At 66.5% G+C, this 349-nt stretch carries 1 protein-coding gene; it reads left to right on the forward strand.

The annotated features are described in order from the left end of the window. The coding region (locus SB753_RS35510) for a PAS domain-containing protein (RefSeq protein WP_410804763.1) at positions 1-349 on the forward strand (349 nt) is incomplete at both ends.

A 349-nucleotide genomic window follows, 5' to 3' on the forward strand; every position in this document is an offset into this window, starting at 1 on the left:
GATCGGTCAGCCGCTCGACATCTTCTATAGCGCCGAGCAGCGCGCCAAAGGTCTGCCGCAAACGGCGCTCGCCACGGCGCGCCGCGAAGGCCGCTTGGAGGGTGAAAGCTGGCGGCTACGCAAGGACGGCAAGGCGTTCTGGGCGAGCGTCGTTCTGACCGCGCTGCGTTCGTCCGACGGCGCGCTGCTCGGCTTCGGCGAGATCGTGCGCGATATGACCGACAAGAAAGCGGTGCATGACGCGGTGCTCGAAAGCGAGCGGCGTTTCCGGCTGCTCGTCGACGGCGTGACGGACTACGCGATCTTCATGCTGTCGCCGGAAGGCCGCGTGACGAACTGGAATTCGGGC

It is taken from the genome of Paraburkholderia sp. SIMBA_053 (assembly GCF_046534895.1).
Classification (GTDB): domain Bacteria; phylum Pseudomonadota; class Gammaproteobacteria; order Burkholderiales; family Burkholderiaceae; genus Paraburkholderia; species Paraburkholderia caledonica.